The sequence below is a fragment of the Streptomyces sp. NPDC046821 genome (assembly GCF_040645335.1).
Lineage (GTDB): Bacteria > Actinomycetota > Actinomycetes > Streptomycetales > Streptomycetaceae > Streptomyces.
This window is the reverse complement of the sequence record NZ_JBEYYB010000007.1, coordinates 57,368-76,661: the sequence shown is the minus strand read 5'-3', so window position 1 is coordinate 76,661 and position 19,294 is coordinate 57,368. Positions and strand designations below refer to the sequence as shown.

At 70.8% G+C, this 19,294-nt stretch carries 18 protein-coding genes; 9 read left to right on the top strand and 9 right to left on the bottom strand.

What is annotated here, in order from left to right; genetic code table 11:
• Nucleotides 1-107 precede the first annotated feature (107 nt).
• Nucleotides 108-722: a TetR family transcriptional regulator gene (locus tag ABZ893_RS15430; protein ID WP_361402707.1), complete on the top strand. Its 615-nt coding sequence runs from the start codon at nucleotides 108-110 to the stop codon at nucleotides 720-722.
• Between the two features lie 256 nt (nucleotides 723-978).
• On the opposite strand, the gene ABZ893_RS15425 is transcribed toward ABZ893_RS15430, so the two are convergent.
• A complete protein-coding gene (locus ABZ893_RS15425) occupies nucleotides 979-1,887 on the bottom strand; it encodes a LysR family transcriptional regulator (protein ID WP_361402704.1) in 909 nt (302 codons plus the stop codon).
• Between the two features lie 278 nt (nucleotides 1,888-2,165).
• On the opposite strand from ABZ893_RS15425, the gene ABZ893_RS15420 reads away from it, so the two are divergent.
• From ABZ893_RS15420 to ABZ893_RS15405, 4 genes are all read left to right on the top strand, one after another.
• Complete coding sequence (locus tag ABZ893_RS15420) at nucleotides 2,166-3,605, top strand: cytosine permease (RefSeq protein ID WP_361402701.1); 1,440 nt, start codon at nucleotides 2,166-2,168, stop codon at nucleotides 3,603-3,605.
• 228 nt (nucleotides 3,606-3,833) lie between these two features.
• A complete protein-coding gene (locus tag ABZ893_RS15415) occupies nucleotides 3,834-5,093 on the top strand; it encodes a serine hydrolase domain-containing protein (RefSeq protein ID WP_361402698.1) in 1,260 nt (419 codons plus the stop codon).
• A gap of 135 nt (nucleotides 5,094-5,228) precedes the next feature.
• A complete protein-coding gene (locus ABZ893_RS15410) occupies nucleotides 5,229-5,438 on the top strand; it encodes a hypothetical protein (protein ID WP_361403532.1) in 210 nt (69 codons plus the stop codon).
• 246 nt (nucleotides 5,439-5,684) lie between these two features.
• The gene (locus ABZ893_RS15405; protein ID WP_361402695.1) at nucleotides 5,685-6,539 is read left to right on the top strand and encodes a hypothetical protein; all 855 of its coding nucleotides are present in this window, start codon (nucleotides 5,685-5,687) and stop codon (nucleotides 6,537-6,539) included.
• A 98-nt stretch (nucleotides 6,540-6,637) separates the two neighbouring features.
• On the opposite strand, the gene ABZ893_RS15400 is transcribed toward ABZ893_RS15405, so the two are convergent.
• Nucleotides 6,638-7,399: a phosphoglyceromutase gene (locus ABZ893_RS15400; protein ID WP_361402692.1), complete on the bottom strand. Its 762-nt coding sequence runs from the start codon at nucleotides 7,397-7,399 to the stop codon at nucleotides 6,638-6,640.
• Between the two features lie 271 nt (nucleotides 7,400-7,670).
• Between ABZ893_RS15400 and ABZ893_RS15395 the strand changes: the two genes are divergently transcribed.
• Entirely contained in the window at nucleotides 7,671-8,963 is a 1,293-nt protein-coding gene (locus tag ABZ893_RS15395; protein WP_361402689.1) for an MFS transporter, read from the top strand.
• A 12-nt stretch (nucleotides 8,964-8,975) separates the two neighbouring features.
• Here the strand turns inward: ABZ893_RS15395 and ABZ893_RS15390 are convergent, their stop codons facing one another.
• Nucleotides 8,976-9,470, bottom strand: coding sequence for a YbjN domain-containing protein (locus ABZ893_RS15390; protein ID WP_361403529.1), 495 nt, complete (start codon nucleotides 9,468-9,470; stop codon nucleotides 8,976-8,978).
• Between the two features lie 7 nt (nucleotides 9,471-9,477).
• Nucleotides 9,478-10,827, bottom strand: coding sequence for a D-inositol-3-phosphate glycosyltransferase (gene mshA / locus ABZ893_RS15385; protein ID WP_361402686.1), 1,350 nt, complete (start codon nucleotides 10,825-10,827; stop codon nucleotides 9,478-9,480).
• A 232-nt stretch (nucleotides 10,828-11,059) separates the two neighbouring features.
• On the opposite strand from mshA, the gene ABZ893_RS15380 reads away from it, so the two are divergent.
• From ABZ893_RS15380 to ABZ893_RS15370, 3 genes are all read left to right on the top strand, one after another.
• Nucleotides 11,060-11,854: a class I SAM-dependent methyltransferase gene (locus ABZ893_RS15380; protein ID WP_361402683.1), complete on the top strand. Its 795-nt coding sequence runs from the start codon at nucleotides 11,060-11,062 to the stop codon at nucleotides 11,852-11,854.
• 237 nt (nucleotides 11,855-12,091) lie between these two features.
• On the top strand, nucleotides 12,092-13,153 hold the full coding sequence (locus ABZ893_RS15375) for an NlpC/P60 family protein (RefSeq protein WP_361402680.1): 1,062 nt from the start codon (nucleotides 12,092-12,094) through the stop codon (nucleotides 13,151-13,153).
• 421 nt (nucleotides 13,154-13,574) lie between these two features.
• Nucleotides 13,575-14,873: a SpoIIE family protein phosphatase gene (locus ABZ893_RS15370; RefSeq protein WP_361402677.1), complete on the top strand. Its 1,299-nt coding sequence runs from the start codon at nucleotides 13,575-13,577 to the stop codon at nucleotides 14,871-14,873.
• Between the two features lie 59 nt (nucleotides 14,874-14,932).
• On the opposite strand, the gene ABZ893_RS15365 is transcribed toward ABZ893_RS15370, so the two are convergent.
• From ABZ893_RS15365 to ABZ893_RS15345, 5 genes are all read right to left on the bottom strand, one after another.
• Complete coding sequence (locus ABZ893_RS15365) at nucleotides 14,933-15,289, bottom strand: DUF2516 family protein (RefSeq protein WP_361403526.1); 357 nt, start codon at nucleotides 15,287-15,289, stop codon at nucleotides 14,933-14,935.
• Between the two features lie 146 nt (nucleotides 15,290-15,435).
• On the bottom strand, nucleotides 15,436-16,017 hold the full coding sequence (locus ABZ893_RS15360) for a hypothetical protein (protein ID WP_361402674.1): 582 nt from the start codon (nucleotides 16,015-16,017) through the stop codon (nucleotides 15,436-15,438).
• Between the two features lie 28 nt (nucleotides 16,018-16,045).
• Complete coding sequence (locus ABZ893_RS15355; protein ID WP_361402671.1) at nucleotides 16,046-16,492, bottom strand: helix-turn-helix transcriptional regulator; 447 nt, start codon at nucleotides 16,490-16,492, stop codon at nucleotides 16,046-16,048.
• Between the two features lie 148 nt (nucleotides 16,493-16,640).
• On the bottom strand, nucleotides 16,641-17,051 hold the full coding sequence (locus tag ABZ893_RS15350; RefSeq protein ID WP_361402668.1) for a helix-turn-helix transcriptional regulator: 411 nt from the start codon (nucleotides 17,049-17,051) through the stop codon (nucleotides 16,641-16,643).
• A 101-nt stretch (nucleotides 17,052-17,152) separates the two neighbouring features.
• Nucleotides 17,153-19,246: an AAA family ATPase gene (locus ABZ893_RS15345; protein WP_361402665.1), complete on the bottom strand. Its 2,094-nt coding sequence runs from the start codon at nucleotides 19,244-19,246 to the stop codon at nucleotides 17,153-17,155.
• Between the last annotated feature and the right edge of the window lie 48 nt (nucleotides 19,247-19,294).

Sequence of the window (19,294 nt, the reverse complement as noted above, 5' to 3'; positions counted from 1 at the left end):
CCCGTCGACTTCTTTGAGACGAGATTCAAACAATGGATGAGCGAGTCGTCAATGCCCCACGTGTCAATAACTTGATTTCTTTGAATCGCGTGACAGAGAATCAGCCCATGGGGAACAAGCCTGGGAGACCGAAGAACCAGACCGCCCGGCGCGAGGCGCTCGTCGACGCCGCCGGGCGCGCCATCGCCGAGCGGGGGCTCGACGGGCTGCGCATCAAGGACATCGCCGCGGAGGCGGGCGTGTCGGCGGGCTCGGTCCTCTACTACTACCCGGAGATGGACGAACTCGTCCTCGAAGTGCACCGGGGCGCGGTCGAGCGCTACCTCGCCGCCCGCCAGGGCGCGGCCGACGGCGCGAGCGGGGCGGCGGCGCGGCTGCGCGCCCTCCTCACGAGCGGCCTCCCCGGCGGCTCGGGCGACGCCGTGCACGGACTCCTCTTCGAACTCCACCGCCGCGCCGACCGCAGCTCCGGCCACGCGACCCTGATGGCCTCACTCTTCGCGCGCGAGGTCGCCCTGTACTCGACAATCCTCGAAGTCGGCGTGGCCATAGGGGAGTTCAAGCTGACGGAACCGGTCACGGACGTGGCGCGCAACCTCGTAGCCCTTGAGGACGGCTACGGCCTGCACATCGTGAGCCGTAATGCGGAGCTGACGCCGGATGTGGCGCGGCGGCTTCTGCTGGGGTATGCGCGGACGGTTACGGGGTGTGCGGGGCTTTGAGGGTTACGGGTATGGGGTGCCCGGGGCTCTGAGGGTTACTGGGATCGCGGGGCTTTGAGGGTTACGGGTATGGGGTGCCCGGAACCTTGAGGTGGCCGTGGGAGCGGCGGAGCGGGGGTTTCCGTTCCGCCGCCCTCACGGGTTGTCCTGCCACCAACCACTATGGGCGGGCGCAACCGCATCCGTACACCAGATCTTTTCGACCTAAAGCTTCTGTTCTTGAGATGAACATGGCCGGGCCACGCGGTACGAACTCTCAGGCCCGCAGCGCCTCCCGGCACGCGGCGGCGAACGCCTGCGCACGGCCCGTGAGCCGCACCCCGCGCAGCTTCGCGAGGACCACGGGCAGCGCGGGCAGCGTGTCGGTGAGCGGCAGCGCGACGACGGTCGACCCGTCGTACGTACGGTCGTGCGCGGGCCGCTGATTGAGCAGCGACCAGCCATAACCGGCCGCTACCAGCGCACGTACCGTCTCGTAGCTGCGGGTGCGGTGGCTGATGCGGGGCTCGACGCCGGCCTTGGCGGCGACCGAGCGGAAGTAGTCACGGCTGGCAGGCAGGTCGAGCAGGATCATCGGCTCGTCCGCGAGGTCCGCGAGCCGGGCCCGGTCCCGGTCCGCCAGCCGGTGCCCCTCGGGGACCAGGGCGTACGGCGGCGACATCGCCAGGACCTCGCACTCGATGTCGGGGTCGAGATCCATCTCGTAGAGCAGCGCCAGCTCGCACACACCGGTGCGCAGGCTGTCCTGCACCCCCGGGATGTCGCCCTCGACGACCTCGACGCGTACGGCGGGCTGGCGCTCGCCGAATTCACGCAGCAGGCGGGGCAGATAGAAAGGGGCCAGTGTCTGAAAACAGCCCACGCTCAGCTCGCCGACCAGCTCCGCGCCCAGGCTCCTCGCAGACTCGGCCAGCTCGTCGGCGTGGGTGAGGAAGCCGCGCAGCTCGTGCAGGAACCGCTCCCCCGCGGCCGTGAGGGCCAGGCCCTTCGCGTGCCGGCGGATCAGCAGCTGAACGCCCAGCTCGCGCTCCAGGTGGTGCACGGCCGTGGACACCGCGGACTGCGACACGTTGATGCGCTGCGCGGCGGCGGTCATGCTGCCGAGCTCGGCGGCGGCGAGGAAATACCGCAGCTGCACGAGGGTGAAGTTCGCATCCTTGGCCATGGCTGGATTGTGCCCCCGGGCACCCCGAGCTGTCTGCATCTGGAAAACAGATGTAACCCAAGGGAAATCAATGTTTGACCGGGGATTGCGCGGGCGGCGAGACTCCCTCACCAAGACGGCTTATGTCCCGCTTACACCGCCGCCCCACCAGGGCGCTCGCAGTCCCGCCCCACCAGGGCGCCCGCTCACCCCGCTCGCCCCCGTTCCTCCGGGCCTCCCCAGGCCCAGCCAGGTCCGCCCCCGGACCTTTCAGGACACAGGACAACGGAGTCCCCGCAATGCCAGACACCCCCGCCGCTCCCGCGACGGCCGGCGCACCGGCCGTCGAGCAGCACACCATCGACCACGTCCCCGAGACCGAGCGTCACGGCCGCGTCCGTGACCTGTTCACCATGTGGTTCGGCACGAACATCGCGCCGCTGCCGCTGGTCACCGGCGCCATGGGCGTCCAGGTCTTCCACCAGTCGTTCTGGTCGAGCGTCGTCGCGATCCTGGTGGGCCAGCTCGTCGGCGGCATCTTCATGGCGCTGCACTCGGCGCAGGGCCCGCAGCTCGGCGTCCCGCAGATGATCCAGAGCCGGGCGCAGTTCGGCAGCGTGGGGGCGCTGCTCATCGTGGTCGTGGCCGCGGCGATGTACGTGGGCTTCTTCGCCTCGAACATCATCCTCGCCGGCAAGTCCCTGCACGGCCTCGCACCGGCGGTGCCGGTCGACGCGGGCATCGTGCTCGGCGCGCTGGGCTCCGCCCTGATCTGCTGGATCGGCTACCGCCTGATCCACACGCTGAACAAGATCGCGACGTGGGTGCTCGGCATCGGCATCGTGGTCGGCCTCGCGGTCGTCGTCTCGCGCGGTCTGCCGGACAACTTCTTCTCCGCGGGCTCCTTCACGTTCGCGGGCTGGCTGGCGACGGTGTCGCTGAGCGCCCTGTGGCAGCTCGCCTTCGCGCCGTACGTCTCCGACTACTCGCGCTACCTGCCGCGCGACGTCCGCACGGCGTCGACGTTCTGGGCCACGTACTGGGGTTCCTGCCTCGGCTCCACGCTGCCGTTCCTCGCGGGTACGGTGATCGGCCTGGCGGCGCCCGGCACGGACGACACGGTCGCGGGCTTCCACAGCGCGGCGGGCGGGTTCGGCCCGGTCGTCCTGCTCCTCTTCCTCTTCTCGGTGATCAACCACAACGCGCTGAACCTCTACGGCGCGGTGCTGTCCCTGATCACCGTCGTCCAGACGTTCCGCCCCTCGTGGACCCCGCGCCAGACGGCCCGCGGCATCGTCTCGGCCCTGGTCCTGATCGGCGCGCTCGTCATCGCGACGGCCCTGTCCAGCGACTTCGTCTCCAGCTTCGTGAACCTCGTACTGGTCCTGCTCGTCGTCCTCGTCCCGTGGACGGCGATCAACCTGATCGACTTCTACCTGGTGCACCGCGGCAACTACGCGCTGGCCGACCTCTTCGCCCCGAACGGCGGCCGCTACGGCCGCTTCAACCCGGTGGCCCTGACCTCGTACGCCCTCGGCATCGTGGTCCAGCTCCCCTTCGTCGCCACGTCCCTCTACACGGGGCCCCTGGTAGCCCCCCTCGGCGGCGCCGACCTCTCCTGGCTCGTCGGCCTCGTGGTAACGGCCCCGGTCTACTACGTCTGGGCCCGCAAGGCCGCGTCCCACGCGACACCGGAGCCGACGGAGACCCTCGCGTCGGAGCCGACGCCGGCGGCGTAAGCACCGAACCGGCCCACTCGCAACACAGCGGCCTCATCGTCCGGGACAGCTCGGGACGATGGGGCCGCTGCCCTTTTCTACGGCCAACGGGGCACAGGGGAAGGCGGGTTCCTACCACACCCCACCCCGTCCCGCCCGACGAGAACGGGCAGGTAGTGCCGCTTACGATGAGGCGGTGGGGGGCTTCTTCTTCGGGTCTCGGGGCTTCCTCTTGGACGGAGTCAGCCCATGGCTCATTCGACGGAACGACTGCGCAGGGGAGCCGTGGCCGCCGCGGCGGCCGGGATGCTGGTGGTGCCGGCCGCGGGCGGGGTCGCCGCGTCAGCCTCAGCCGACACCACGGTCACCTCCCCCACCCCGCCCTCCCCCACCGACACCGCTACCGCGTCGCCCGGTCAGTTCCAGACGCTCACGCCCGCCGTGGAGAACGAACTCGACGCCGCCGTGCAGCAGGTCATGCGCGAGGCCCACGTGCCGGGCGTGACGGTCGGCCTGTGGACGCCCGACAAGGGCCAGTACGTGCGGACGTTCGGCGTCGCAGACCTCAGCACCAAGCAGCCCATGGCGACCGACCTGTACATGCGTATCGGCAGCGAGACCAAGACGTTCACGGTGACGGCGCTGCTGCAACTCGTGGACCAGGGCAAGGTCGGCCTGGACGACCCCATCGGCAAGTACATCGGCGGCGTGCCCAACGGCGACAAGATCACCATCCGGCAGCTCGCCGAGATGCGCAGCGGACTGTTCAACTACTCCGAGGATCCCGGCTTCTTCAAGGCGCTGACCTCGAACCCGCAGGCCCCGTTCACCCCGCAGCAGCTCCTCGCGTACTCGTTCAAGCACCCGGTGATGTTCGCGCCGGGCACGCAGTTCTTCTATTCCAACACCAACCTCATCCTGCTCGGACTGGTCGTCGAGAAGGAGAGCGGGCAGCCGCTCGGCACGTACATCAAGAACAACATCCTGACCCCGGCCGGCATGAACCAGACGCTGTTCCCGACGGGCAACGAGTTCCCGCAGCCGCACGCGCAGGGCTACACGAACCAGACCGCCACCGGAAAGATCGAGGACACCGCGAGCTGGAACCCGTCCTGGGCCTGGGCGGCCGGCGCGATGATCTCCACCCTGAACGACCTGCGCACCTGGGCGCCCACGGTCGCCACCGGCACGTTCCCGAACGGCACCCGCATGATCAGCGCCGCCACGCAGGCGCAGCGCCTGACCACCCCGCCGTCGACCTTCCCCGGCGCGGGCTACGGCCTCGGCATCTTCGACGTCCAGGGCTGGATCGGCCACAACGGCTCCCTGCCGGGCTACGAGTCCCTGACGATCTACCTGCCGTCGGCGAAGGCGACGCTCGTGGTGCTCCTCAACACGGACATCACCCACGCGGGCTCCGAACCCAGCACGCTCTTCGGCGAGGCGATCACCAAGATCGTCACCCCGAACAACGTCTTCGCCCTCCCGGCCCAGCACGCGGGCAGGTGACGGACCCGTACGGACCCGTTCCGGCCGCGGATGAACGGTTTGCCGCCAACGAGCCGTCAACTCCGTGATGCCACAGGCACGTTCGGGCAGGAGCCAGGGCACGATCCGCTGCCGGACGGAAGGCCCGCTCCCATGATGCTGACGATCGATGTGGCGTTACTGCTGGCCGTCGTGATCCTCATCCGACTCCGCCGCCGCACAGAGGCCCGTAGCCGCAAGGATGAGAAGACGACCGTGCTCATCGTCCTCGTCTTCGGAATCCTCATAGCCCCCACCGCCTTCGGCCGAAGCGTCGTCGACATCGTGGGCCAACTGGCGCAGGGGGTAACGCGATCGGCCCCATGACAAGGAGACGGCGGACCGGTGACGCGGGCACAACCCCCGTGGTCCTACTGATCACTTGAGTGGCGGACGCCCCCTGTCGGCCGTCGGACGGAAACGGCTCCACCGTCCGAGCGGCCCCCTCCGGGGCGCCCTCGGCCGCCGGCGCCCCGGCGAGGCAACCTCTGAGCACTCCCCGAGGTGCGGCGCCATGCCTTCGGTGCCGGGAGCACCCTGCGGACCCGCGAATTCCGAAGGAGCCACGCAGCCATGTTCACGCGTAAAACCTCGGTGCTCGTCGCTCAGGCGATGTGTGCCGGCGCCCTCGCGACCGTCGTCACCACCGCCACCCCCGCGTCGTCGGCACCGGCGACCCTCGTCCCGTGCAGCGAGAGCGCCCTGTCCACCGCCATCTCCGACGCCAACACCGCAGGGGGCGGCACCCTGACGCTGTCACCGGGCTGCACGTACGGGCTCACCAAGGCGCTGCCCGAGATCCAGACCCGGATCACCATCAGCGCCCTGAACAGCACCCTCACCCGCACCGCCACGGACAGCTTCAGCATTCTGTCCGTCACCTCCAGCGGCAACCTCACGCTCACGAGCGCGACGCTCACCAACGGCGACGCGCAGGACTTCGGCGGCGGCATCGCGAACCGCGGCAAGCTGTCCGTGACCGGCAGCACCATCCGCAACAACCACGGCAACTTCGCGGGCGGAATCGGGGGCGGCTCCGGGTCCGTCACCCAGATCACCAACACCACCATCACGCAGAACTCCGCCACCGTGAACGGCGGCGGCGTCGACAACAGCGGAAACATGACCATCGTCAACAGCCACCTCACCGGCAACACGGCCGGCGGCTGGGGAGGCGGCGCGTCCAACTCCGGCACCCTCGAGGTCGTCGCCAGTAGCGTCAACGGGAACATCGCCGCACGGGCCGGCGGCATCTACAACTTCAGCGGCGGCACGACGACGCTCGCGTCCAGCAACGTCAACAACAACGCGGCCGACACCGCCCCCGGCGGCGTCCTCAACGAAAGCGGCACCGTCACCCCGATCGCGTCCCGGATCAACGGCAACACCCCCACCAACTGCTCCGGCGTCCCGGGCTGCACCACCTGACGCAGCCGCGGCCACCACACCCGCCCCGGTAGGCACCGGCGCATGAAAACGCCTCCCACCCGTGCCATTCGCGCAGGTGGGAGGCGTGATCGTAAGAACTACTTCTTCTTGCCCTGGTTCTTGACCGCCTCGATCGCCGCCGCGGCCGCGTCCGGGTCGAGGTACGTGCCGCCCGGGTTCAGCGGCTTGAAGTCGGCGTCGAGCTCGTAGGAGAGCGGGATGCCCGTCGGGATGTTCAGGCCCGCGATGTCGGCGTCGGAGATGCCGTCGAGGTGCTTGACGAGGGCGCGCAGGCTGTTGCCGTGGGCCGCGACCAGGACCGTCTTACCGGTCAGCAGGTCCGGGACGATCGCGTCGAACCAGTACGGGAGCATACGGACGACGACGTCCTTCAGGCACTCCGTCTGCGGGCGCTCCTCCGGCGGCAGGGCCGCGTAGCGCGCGTCCTCGAACTGCGAGAACTTGTCGTCACGGTCCAGGGCCGGCGGCGGGGTGTCGTACGAGCGGCGCCACAGCATGAACTGCTCCTCGCCGAACTCGGCGAGCGTCTGCGCCTTGTCCTTGCCCTGGAGCGCACCGTAGTGGCGCTCGTTCAGGCGCCACGACCGGTGGACGGGGATCCAGTGGCGGTCCGCGGCCTCCAGCGACAGCTGGGCCGTGCGGATCGCGCGCTTCTGGAGCGAGGTGTGTACGACGTCGGGGAGCAGGCCTGCGTCCTTGAGCAGCTCACCGCCGCGGACTGCCTCCTTCTCACCCTTCTCGGTCAGGTTGACGTCCACCCAACCGGTGAACAGGTTCTTCGCGTTCCATTCGCTCTCGCCGTGGCGGAGGAGGATCAGCTTGTACGGTGCGTCGGCCATGCCGTTGAGCCTAATCCAAGCCATCGACGCCTCGCGCGCCCGGTCACAGGCCGGACGGTACGGGGCCGGACGGTACGAAACCCCCACCCGGAACCACCGCCTCCGCCCGCCCAGAATCAGCGCCTCCGCCCGCCCGGAACCACCGCCTCCATTTGACGCCCGCGATCAATTCGGTGGCTCCCCGCACCCCACCCCTCGTAAGTTACGGAAGTCACCGGCGCCGCTTACAAGGCGAAGGCGCCGGCACCGCACCACCAGGGGGTAACCGTCCATGTCCGTCACCGCTCTCAGACGGGCCGCGCGCGACAGCGTGTCCGGCCTGCCACGCCAGTTCTGGTGGCTGTGGACCAGCACCCTGATCAACCGCCTCGGCGCCTTCGTCCTCACCTTCATGGCGCTCTACCTCACCACCGAGCGCCACTTCTCCGCCTCGTACGCGGGCCTCGTCGCCGCCCTCATCGGGCTCGGCGGCATGATCGCGTCGCTGCTCGGCGGAGTGCTCGCGGACCGGCTCGGGCGGCGCCCCACCCTCCTCGTCGCCCAGGTCGCGACCGCCGCGACCGTCGCCGCCCTCGGCTTCGTGCGCGACCCGGCCGGAATCGCCGTGACCGGCTTCCTGATGGGCGTCGCCTCGAACGCGTCCCGGCCCGCCGTGCAGGCGATGATGGCGGACATCGTGCCGCCGAAGGACCGCGTGCGGGCCTTCTCCCTCAACTACTGGGCCATCAACCTCGGCTTCGCCGTCTCCTCCGTCTACGCAGGCTTCCTGGTCGCCACCAGCTACACCGCCGGCTTCCTCGTCGAGGCCACGATGACCCTGGCCTGCGCGGTCCTGGTGTGGCTGAAGGTCCCCGAGTCCCGGCCCGAGCGGCCGGACCTCAAGCCGGACGAGCCCGGCGCCGCGCCCCCCGTCGCCGACGTGACCATGCTGACCGTCCTGCGCGACGGCCGGTACATGCTGATGGTCGGCCTCTCGTTCCTCATCTCTGTCGTCTTCACGCAGGCCACCTCCGGCCTGCCCATCGTCATGGGCCAGGCGGGGCTGCGCAGTTCGGACGTCGGACTCGTCGCCGCCGTGAACGGCTTCGTCATCGTGGCGTTCCAGATCCCGCTGACCCGCCTCATCGAACGCCGCGACGCGGGCCGCCTGCTGACCGTGTCCTCGCTCCTCATCGGCTACGGCTTCGCGCTCACCGCGTTCGCCGGGTCGATGGCCGCGTACGCCGTGACCGTCGTCGTGTGGACGCTCGGCGAGATGGTCAACGCGCCCACCCAGTCCGGCCTGGTCGCACGGCTCGCCCCGGCCCACGGACGCGGCCGCTACCAGGGCATGTACTCGATGTCGTGGTCGGTCGCGGCCCTGGTCGCGCCGCTCCTGTCGGGCGTGACGATCGACCGGTACGGCGCCGGCTGGCTGTGGGCGGGCTGCGCGGCACTCGGCACGGTCGCCGCGATCGGGTACTGGCTGCTGATGCGGGGGCTGCCGACGGAGGAAGCCCTCAAGGAGACGGAGGAGACGGCGGCTACGTCCTCTGCGGTCACGGACGCCGAACTCACGGCGTAACCCAGGAACCCGTTACTTGGCCGCCGGCTGCGTCAGATGCGCGAACGCGTCCAGGTTCCGCGTCGACTCCCCGCGCGACACCCGCCACGCGTACTCCCGGCGGATCGCGCTCGCGAAGCCGAGTTCGAGAAGCGTGTTGAACGCTCCGTCGGCGGCCTCAAGGACCGAGCCGAGGATCCGGTCGACCTCGTCGGGGGTGACGGCGGCGAGCGGCAGCTTGGCCGTGAGGTAGATGTCGCCGAGCCGGTCGACCGCGTAACTCACTCCGTACAGACGGAGGTTGCGCTCAAGGAGCCAGCGGTGGACGCCCGCCTCGTTCTCGTCCGGGTGGCGGATCACGAACGCGTTGAGCGAGAGCGAGTGCTTGCCGACGATCAGCGAGAGCGTCGTCCACAGCTTGCGCGTACCCGGCAGCTTCACGACGTACGACGAGCCGGGCTCGGGGCTCTCCCATTCGAGTTCGGCCTCGGTGAGGACCTGCTCGATGACCGCCGCCGCCCCGGCCATGGTGCTGTCAGCCATGCAGCGAGGGTACGTGACGCGGGTGCCGGTGCTCGTACATGGCTGCCGTGTACACGTCGGCCGTGGCGGAGGCCGCCGTGTCCCAGCCGAAGCCCTGCGCGTGCCGGGCCGCCGCGTCGCCCATGCTGTCCACAAGGTGTGGACGGTCGGCGAACTCACGCAGCACGCGCGCGTAGGCAGCCGGATCGTGACCCTGCACCAGGAAGCCCGTCGTGTTGTCGCGTACGGCGACGGGGAGCCCGCCGACCGCGGCCGCGATCACCGGCGTACCGGCCGCCTGCGCCTCGATGGCGACGAGCCCGAAGGACTCGCTGTACGACGGCATGACCAGCACGGAAGCGGCGCGGAACCAGTCCGCGAGCTGGTCCTGGCCGACCGGCGGGCGGAAGCGCACGACGTCCGCGATGCCGAGCGTGGCCGCGAGCTTCTGCAAGCCCTCGGGTTTGGCGAGACCGCTGCCGCTGGGACCGCCGACCACCGGCACGACCATGCGTGAGCGCAGTTCGGGCCGCTCGTCGAGCAGCGCGGCGACGGCCTTGAGGAGGATGTCGGGGGCCTTGAGCGGCTGTATGCGGCCCGCGAAGAGCGGTATCAGCGCGTCCTGCGGAAGGCCGAGACGCTGCCGGGCCGCGGCGCGCCCGTCGCCCGGACGGAAGCGCTCCAGGTTCACCCCGGGGTGGACGACGGCGACCTTGCCCGGGTCGGACTCGTAGTGCCGTACGAGCTCGTCGGCCTCCTCCGCGGTGTTCGCGATGAGGCGGTCGGCGGCGCGCACGATCTGGGTCTCGCCGATGACGCGCGCGGCGGGCTCGGGGGTGTCACCCAGGGCGAGCGAGGCGTTCTTGACCTTGGCCATCGTGTGCATGGCGTGCACGAGGGGGACGCCCCAGCGCTCGGCGGCCAGCCAGCCGACGTGCCCGGACAGCCAGTAGTGCGAGTGGACGAGGTCGTAGTGACCCGGCCGGTGGCCCGCCCACGCCTGCATCACGCCGTGCGTGAACGCGCACAGCTGGGCCGGCAGCTCTTCCTTGGCCAGACCCTCGTACGGGCCCGCGTCCACGTGCCGCACCAGGACACCGGGCGCCAGCTCGACGGACGGGGGCAGCGCGCCGGTCGTGGCGCGCGTGAAGATCTCGACCTCGATGTTGATCGCGGCGAGGCGCTTGGCCAGCTCGACGATGTAGACGTTCATGCCGCCGGCGTCGCCCGTGCCGGGCTGGTGGAGCGGCGAGGTGTGCACGCTCAGCATGGCGACACGACGCGGTCCGCGGTGCGCGCCGGGGAACCTGAGCCGCGGGGACGACGCCCCGGTACGGCGGAGCCTGGACACGTACTGGCTCACGTGGCGGTCCTCCTAGCTACGGGCACGGCTCATGCGGCGGGCTCGGACCCGCGGGCGCGGGGCGATGGGTGTGAGCCCTCCATCAAGGCCTCCAACACCAGGATTCCCCACCCCATTTCCGTTTTGCCTAATCATTGCCTTCAGGAAGGCAACCGGAAGCGGACCGTCGGGGACCGCCCGGCCCGGCCCCGAACCTGCCTGACCACCGCATACCCCCGATACCCTCGTCCCCATGAGCTCCCGCACCCCGTCCCGCCCTGTGGGCACGGTCACACGCGGGACGACCAATCCCAACCGCCTGCGCCGCATGGACCGCTGGATCGCGGCCACCCACGGCGCGGCCCTGCGCCACGCCCCGCACCCCGTCGCCGTCGACCTCGGCTACGGCGCCGCGCCCTGGACCGCCGTCGAACTGCTCCACCGCCTGCGCACCGTCGCGCCCCGCACGAGCGTCGTCGGCATCGAGATCGAACCGGCGCGCGTCGCCGCCGCCCGCCCGTACGAGCGGGACGGCCTCACCTTCCGGCACGGCGGCTTCGAGGTGCCACTCCCCCACGACCCGCTCCTGATCAGGGCGGCGAACGTGCTGCGCCAGTACGACGAGGACCAGGTGGCCGAGGTCTGGGCGCGGCTCACGGCGCGGCTCGCGCCCGGCGGGCTGCTCGTCGAGGGGACGTGCGACGAGATCGGCCGCCGCCATGTGTGGGTGGCGCTCGGGCCCGAGGGCCCGCGCACGGTCACGTTCGCGACCCGCCTCGGCTCCCTGGACCGCCCGTCCGACCTGGCCGAACGCCTCCCCAAGGCGCTCATCCACCGCAATGTGCCGGGCGAGCCGGTCCACGCGTTCCTGCGCGACTTCGACCGCGCGTGGGCGGCGGCGGCGCCTTACGCGTCGTACGGGGCGCGGCAGCGGTGGATCAGGACGGCGCGGGCGCTGAGCGCGGACTGGCCGGTGACGGACCGCCCGACGCGGTGGCGGCAGGGGGAAGTGACGGTGGCTTGGGGGGCGTTGGCGCCGCGTTCCTGAGCGCGATGACCGACGTGGCGGGCTGGGGGCGGCCGGGTTCACGGCGTGGCGGGAACGATCTCCCGGGGTCGTACGTCAGACGTGCGGGGGCTGGGGCCAGGGGGAACCGGGGGGCCGGCCGGGCGTGGATACGCAGTTGTTGCCCGGCTCTGTCGCATTCGACGTCCGCATGGCACCATCCCTGCACATCCGTAAGTTACTGACGGTAAATCAGGTTGGCTTGGGGGCGGAGCTGCGATGAGCAAGCGGACCACGACGGTCATGGCGGCCGTGGCACTGGTGTGCGCGATGGGCATCCTGACGCCCGGCGCCTCGTACGCCGCGCCCGCGAAGCCGGAGCCGCCGACCACGGCCGCCGGCAAGGGCCCGGACCTCGAACAGGTCCGCGCGCAGCTCGACCTGCTCTACCACGACGCGGCCCTCGCCACCGAGGAGTACAACGCCGCCGAGGAGAAAGCCCAGAAGCAGTCCGCGCAGATCGTCGAGCTGGCCAAGGACATCGTGAAGGGCCAGCAGAAGCTGGAGCGCCTGAAGGCCCGCGCGGGCGCCGCCGCCCGCCAGCAGTACCGGAGCGGCGGGATACCCGCCGAGGCGCAGCTGGTGCTCTCGGACGACCCGACCCAGTTCCTCGACGGCGCGAGCCGCCTGCGGCAGGGCCAGCGCGCCACCAAGGGGCTCATCGGCGAGCTGACGCGGACGCAGGAGGACCTGCAGACGTACGCCCAGGACGCGGCCTCCGGCTGGGAGAAGCTCGAGGCCGGCCGCAAGGAGAAGGCGCGGGCGAAGAAGAAGATCAAGAGCAAGATCGCCGCTGCCGAGAAGCTCGAGTCACGGCTCGAGAAGAAGGAGCGGGAGCGCCTCAAGGAGCTGGAACAGCAGGCCGAGTACAAGCAGCAGACGGCCTGGCTCAGCTCCGGCGTCCTGAAGGACATCCACGGCAAGTCGTCGTCGCGCGGCCAGGAGGCGGTCGCGTTCGCCACGGCGCAGATCGGCAAGCCGTACGTGTGGGGCGCCGTGGGCCCCGGCTCGTACGACTGCTCGGGCCTGACCTCACAGGCCTGGGCAGCGGCCGGCCACGCCATCCCGCGCACCTCGCAGGAACAGTGGCGCCGGCTCAAGCACATCGCCGTCAAGGACATGCGCCCCGGCGACCTGATCATCTACTTCGACGACGCCAGCCACGTCGGGATGTACATCGGCGACGGCGCGATCGTCCACGCCCCGCGTCCGGGCCGGAACGTGACGATCGCGGGAGCGGGCTCGATGTCGATATTGGGGGTCGTACGGCCGGACGCGTAGCAGGCACCCGAGGACCGCGAACCCCTCACCGCCCCACCCGGCGCAGACCACCCGCCACCGCCCTCCGCTTCCACCCCGCCCCGCCACTCACCCCACCCATCCCCCGCCAATCCCGCCCCGCCGCCACCCCGCTCCCACCTCGTCCGATCCGTCCCAACTCGTCCCGCCGGCCCGTGACCTGCGCCACGTGACCCACGGCACTCCGGCGGCTCCGGTTGCGGTCCGGCGACGTGACGTTCATCATCCTCCGGAACCCCCTCCAGGGCTCTGGCGTGCCCAATTCCGTTCGGAGACGCGGCATATGACCGCGAAGGTTCGCCTCTCGGCATTCCGTTGCGGCCCGGCCTACCGCTAAGGTCCACCGTCGGTGGTGCGAAGTTCGCCCCACCATGCCCTCGGGGGGAGGGAAGGAAACCGAGCGATGCCCGTACCCGTACCGCGGCAGAGAGCGATCCCGGCCGCGGAAGCTGGTCAGGCTCCGGCTCTGCCGTCGCCACCTGTCGCGCTGCCCACGCAGCCCGCGGCCTCCGGCGCCAAGAGCGCCGGAGCAGGCCCTCTGACGCTCCTCGTGATCGAGGACGATCCGACGGCCTCCCTCAGCGTGCCCGAGCTGACCGACTCCGCGGGCAAGCCGATCCGCGTCCGTACCGCCCGTAACCTCACCGAGGCCGAGCGGCTGCTGACCGACGACGTGCACTGCATCCTGCTCGACCTCGCCCTGCCCGCACCCGGCGCCGCCGGCGCGGACGACGACGAGCTGGCGACGCTGCGGCACGTCCTGCGCATCGCGCCGCGGCACGCCGTCCTCGCCCTCACCGCCTCCGGCGACGCCGAGCGCGGCGCCGAGGCCGTACGCGTCGGCGCCCAGGACTACCTGTTCCGCGACGAGCTGGACGGCCGCCTCCTCGGCCGCGCCGTCCGCTACGCGGTAGAACGCCGCCGCGCCGACGTCGCCCAGCGCAAGCTCGCCGAGTCCCGGCTGCGCGCCCAGGAGAACGCCCGCCTGGAGCGCGGCCTGCTCCCGACGCCGCTCCTGGACGGCTCCCCGCTGCGCTTCGCGGCCCGCTACCGCCCCGGCCGCTCCCGCGCGCTGCTCGGCGGCGACTTCTACGACGCCGTCCGCACGCCCGACGGCACGGTGCACGCCATGATCGGCGACGTCTGCGGCCACGGCCCGGACGAGGCGGCGCTCGGCGTCGAACTCCGCATCGCCTGGCGCGCGTTGACCTTCGCCGGCCTGTGCGGGGACGAACTGCTCTCGACGCTCCAGCAGGTACTCGAGCACGAGCGCGCGGACGACGAGATCTTCGCGACGCTGTGCACGGTCGACATCGCACCCGACGGCCGCAGCGCGGGCCTGTGCCTGGCCGGCCACCCGTCCCCGCTGATCTCCCGCCCGGGCCGCCTCGCGGAGCTGCTTCCGTACGAGGACAACGGCCCGGCGCTCGGGCTGCTGCCGCGCGCCCGCTGGCCGCGCCGGCAGGTGGAGCTGGGCCCGAAGTGGAGCCTGATGCTCTACACGGACGGCCTCATCGAGGGACGCGTCCCCGACGCGAAGTACCGCCTGGGCCAGGACGGCATGGTGGAGATGGTGCGCCGCCGCCTCGTGGAGGGCCTGCGCGGCGAGGAACTCATCGACGCGGCCGTGAACGAGGCCCGCGACCTCAACGGCGGCGACCTCACGGACGACGTGGCCGTGGTCATCCTCGACCGAGGCTGAGCAAACGGAAACGGCCCCCCTTCGAAGCCGAAGGGGGGCCGAACTGTCACGTGCGGAACTCAGCGCCCGCCGTTGTAAGGCCCATAAGGACCGTCACTGCTCGACCCGCCGCCACGACGGCCCCGGCCTCGGCCCCGGCCGCCACCGCCCGACACCTGCTGGAGCGCGGGCCGCACGTCCACGAAGAAGACGATCGTCGCGACGAGCCCCGCGAGCTGCAGGAACAGCATGGGCACGAACAGATTCACCGCGACCGCGATCCCGAGGATGATCAGCCAGAACATCTTGTTCTGCTTGTCCGCCGCGCGAAACGCGTCCTCACGCGAGAACGCGGCCATCACCAGAGCGACCACCGCGAGCACGAGCATGGCCGTGTAGATCAGCCACATCAAGCCGCCGAAAGCCGTCATCAGCACAACGTCCACCACCCGTCAGGTCAGTCCTACGCGGTCACCGTACCCGGACAACGGACCGAGCACCCGGTAAGTGCCCGGCCCGCCCGTCGATGCGTCCCGTACGCCCGGCGAACCGCTGCGCCGACCCCTTGTCTCCAGTTTTACCGCTACTTCGCGCCAGGCGTGGTCTTCTTCGTGACCGTCGTCTTCCGCGGCGCCGGAGCCTTCTTCGCGACCGGCTTCTTGGCGGCCGGCTCGTCGGCGACCACGACCGGCCGCGGGGCAGCCGGCTCCGCGTCGGGCTCGACGGCCTCGGCGACGTCGAGGATCTCGTCGGCGGCCTCACCGCGCCACGCCCGCACGGTCTCCTCGCCGTGCTCGGCGACCTTCTCGTACGTCTCCCGCGCCTTCACGGCGTACTCGGCGGCGACGCCGACCCCGCGCAGCGCGAAGTCCTGAGCACTCTCGCCGAACTTCTTCAGGTCGGTGTCGAGGTTGCCCAGCACCTCGTTGACCTTGGCCTGGATGGCGGCCTGGGCCTCCTTGGCGCGGCCGGCCGCCTTCTCCTGGACTTCCTTGCGATCGGTGTTGCGCACGGCCTCGAACCGGGCCGGGGCCTCGGCACGCAACTGCTCCACGATGCCGGGCACCTTCTTCGCCTGCTGGTACGCCAGCTCGGCGGTACCGGCGGCGAAGTACAGGGGGGTCGGGTTGCTGAGGGTCTTGCGCAGGTCGTCGGTGATGGCCATGGCGTGTTCCTCCCGGATCACATCGGCGTCAGCTTGGGGGTTCGGCACCGCCCGCGCCGGCCGCGTGGGGGCCGTCGTCGGGGTGCCCGTTCTCGTCTTCGTCTTCGTCGGCGCCGCGCTGAACGTCGGTCCCGTTCTCTTTCCTGAAGGACTCGTAGATCTGCAACAGCACTTGTTTCTGGCGCTCGTTGAGCGAGGGGTCGGCGAGGATGACGGCACGCGTCTCCACCTCGTCCCGCTCCCGCTCCGCATCGAGGATCCCGGCCCTCACGTACAGCGTCTCCGCGGAGATCCGCAGCGCTTTCGCGACCTGCTGGAGGACCTCCGCGCTCGGCTTGCGAAGCCCGCGCTCGATCTGGCTCAGATACGGATTGGACACCCCGGCGGCATCGGCGAGCTGCCGTAGCGAGAGCTGCGCGCTACGGCGCTGCTCGCGCAGGTACTCACCGAGATTGCCGACGTTGAGCGTTGCCATGCTTCGATACTGCCCCGACTCCGCTAACTATTGCAAGCGCCTGCTTGCAAAAGTGCGCCACGCCACCCGAAAGGGCCGCGATCCCGCCCACCGTACGACCGCCGGCCCCGCTCCCCGAGCACCTCACCACCCGAGTCGCGCCCGCGCCTCACGCCTGCGGCGCTTCCCGATTCCTGACCGGCCGCGTATGGATCTTCGAAACGCAGGCCGGAATGACCGCACCGTCGTCATGAGGCCGGGCCCGGTACGCACTGGGGGTCTCCCCCACAAGCTCGGTGAACCGCGAACTGAACGACCCGAGCGACGTACACCCGACCGCGAAACAGACCTCGGTCACACTCAGATCCCCCCGCCGCAGGAGCGCTTTCGCCCGCTCGACGCGCCGCGTCATGAGATAGCTGTACGGCGTCTCCCCGAAGGCAGCGCGAAAGCTGCGCGAGAAGTGCCCGGGAGACATATGCGCACCCCGAGCAAGCGCCGCGACGTCAAGAGGCTCCGCGTAATCCCGGTCCATCGTGTCCCGAGCCCGCCGCAGCCGAACGAGATCCTCAAGCATCACCTTGCCAGCGTACGGGCCCCCGGACCGGGGCGGACAGATTGGCAGAACCGGGCGCCGGCCGGCCCCGCCCACCCGCCCAAAACCGCCAATCGCCGCCAGGCCTACGGCGCGAACGGGAGCGGGCGGCTGTGGACGATGTCGAGGCGGGAGACCGCGCGGGTCAGGACTACGTACAGCCGGTGCAGGCCGCGGCGCTCGGCCTCGGCGACTGCGGCCGGTTCGACGGCGACGACGTGGTCATATTCGAGCCCCTTGGCGACGGAGGCGCCGAGCACGGTGACCCGCGCCGCCGGATCATCCGGGCCGCCAGCCTCAATTCCCGCACCTGCCAAGGCAGTTCGCAGCGCGGTCACCGTCTCCCCGTCCGCCGCGACGACGCCCACCGACCCCTCGTGCGCGAGCGCCTCGCGCACGGCGTCGACGGTCTCCGCGATCACGTCCTCGGCCGGGCGGATCCTCAGCTCGCCGTCCTGGCGCAGGGAACGGGCCGGCGGCACGTCCACGTCGAGGAGGTCAAGGAGCCGGTTGGTGAGCGCGACGACCGTGCCGGGGACGCGGAACCCGGTGGTCAGAGGCGCGATCAAGGCGTCGGGTTTGCCCAGGTGGCCGAGCAGTTCGCCCCACGTGCGGGCCGCCCACGGGGTGGTGCCCTGCGCGAGGTCGCCGAGTACGGTCAGCGACCCGAACGCGGCGCGCCGGGCGATCGAACGGGCCTGCATCGGAGAGAGATCCTGGGCCTCGTCGACGACGATGTGCCCGTAGCCGGCAGGGTGTTCGAGGAGCCCGGCGACCTCGTCGAGAAGGACCAGGTCGGCCGCCGACCACGCGGCCGAACGGTAGGAGCGCGGCGGCTTCGCCCACAGGATCGCCCGCTGCTCGTCGGCGTCGAGGAACCCGTCCGCCGCGGCGGCGAGGGCGTCCGCGTCCCCGAGGAGCGCGGCCACGACCTCTTCGGGCCGCGCCTTCGGCCACACCGCGTCGAGGAACGCGCCCATCGGCCGGGACCTTCCGGTCCTGTGCAGCCAGAGGCTGGTGACCGGCCCTGACCTCCGCTCGGCCTGCTCCTGAAGGTGCCGCACGACCCGGCTCCGCACCCGCTCCCGCCCGGTCGCGTACGGCGGCTCCTCCTCCCGTACGCGCTCCACGATCCGTGTGAGCACGGCGGCCGGCACCCGCCGGCGGTACGAACCGTCGGGTACGGCGAAGGAGTCGGGGGCGGCGTCGGGCCGCACGCGCGCATAGAGGGCGCGACGCAGAACGGCGGCCATACGGACGTCGTGCTTCACCTCGGCCGCGGCCTCGCCGTCCAAGTACGTCCGGGCCCTGGCGACCGCGGTTCCGCACTCCTCCGTGAGGATCTCCTCGACGGTGGACTGGCGCACACCGCTCTCGCCGAGCGCGGGCAGCACCTCGGAGATGTAGCGGAGGAAGGTGCGGTTGGGCCCGAGGATGAGGAGCCCGCCGAGCTGGACGCGCTGGGGGTGGGTGTAGAGGAGGTACGCGGCCCGGTGCAGGCCGACCGCTGTCTTGCCGGTGCCGGGGGCGCCCTGCACACAGACGGAGGTGGCGAGACCGGCGCGGACGAGGTCGTCCTGTTCGGGCTGGATGGTGGCGGCGATGTCCCGCATGGGGCCGACGCGCGGCCGCTCGATCTCACGGGCGACGATCCGGCTCTCACCTGCGAAGACGCCACTCGTGAGCCACTCGTCCTCCAGGCCGGTCAGATCGGCGGAGTCGCCCTTGCTGCCGGGGGCCCAGCCGAAGCGCCGCCGGACCGCGACGCCCTGCGGATCCTGGGGTCCGGCCTGATAGAAGGCGCGCGAGACGGGCGCGCGCCAGTCGACGACGAGCGGCGGGGAGGCCGGGTGCTCGCTGATGCGGCGCCGTCCGACGTGGTAGCTCTGTCCGGCGTGATCGCCGGCGCCGTCCCCGTCCGCGAAGTCGAGGCGCCCGAAGAAGAGCGGGACCTCGGGCAGCTCATGAAGTTCCTTGGCCTTGCTGCGCAGCTGGTAACCGAGCACTTCGGCGTCGGCTCCGGAGGCGGAGACGTCCTCACCGACGACGACCTGTTCGTCGGCCCCCTCGATCATCGCGGCGAGGGCTGCGCGGCACAGGTCGTGGTGGTCGCGTTCCTGGACGAGGGTGCGGAGGCCGGGATCGAGGTCGGGATCGAGGTCGACGGCATCGGTGGTCACCTCGCCAAGATAACGTAACCGGGTAACATTTTTTACTTACTCTCATAA